This window comes from Massilia hydrophila, assembly GCF_020208145.1.
Classification (GTDB): domain Bacteria; phylum Pseudomonadota; class Gammaproteobacteria; order Burkholderiales; family Burkholderiaceae_D; genus Telluria; species Telluria hydrophila.
In genome coordinates this window covers 1-444 of the sequence record NZ_JAHYBX010000063.1, presented here as the reverse complement: position 1 = coordinate 444, position 444 = coordinate 1, and the positions used below count along the sequence as shown (strand labels likewise).

Sequence of the window (444 nt, the reverse complement as noted above, 5' to 3'; positions counted from 1 at the left end):
ATATTAAAGCTTATGAAGGCGTCATCATGGAAAAAATCTCCAAAATACCTTTTGTAAAGACATTCCAAACCATGATGATTATGTCAACCAGCAAAAAAGAGCCAATTATTCCTTTAGAATATTAAGCGAAGGAATAAGCCCAATCAAAAATATCATTACCGGAATCTCGCTTTTGGACGTATTTGCTCCATGCGACGATAACCGGCAATGATGTTTATTTAAATCAAGACAAAACTTAAACCAGGCGCCAATCAATTGGGGTTTTATCATGTTCCATCAAATACTGGTTTGCACGTGAAAAATGCTTACTACCAAAAAAACCACGATAGACAGACAACGGTGATGGATGAACCGCCGTTAGCACAAGATGCTTCTTCGCATCGATGAGCACACTTTTCTTTTGGGCATAACTTCCCCACAACAGAAATACGACATGTTCACAAC

1 protein-coding gene is annotated in these 444 nt (G+C 38.3%); it reads right to left on the bottom strand.

What is annotated here, in order from left to right; all coding sequences use genetic code 11:
• Positions 1-235: 235 nt before the first annotated feature.
• A partial coding sequence (locus LE190_RS22290) for a uracil-DNA glycosylase family protein (protein ID WP_501039624.1) occupies positions 236-444 on the bottom strand: 209 nt, incomplete at its 5' end.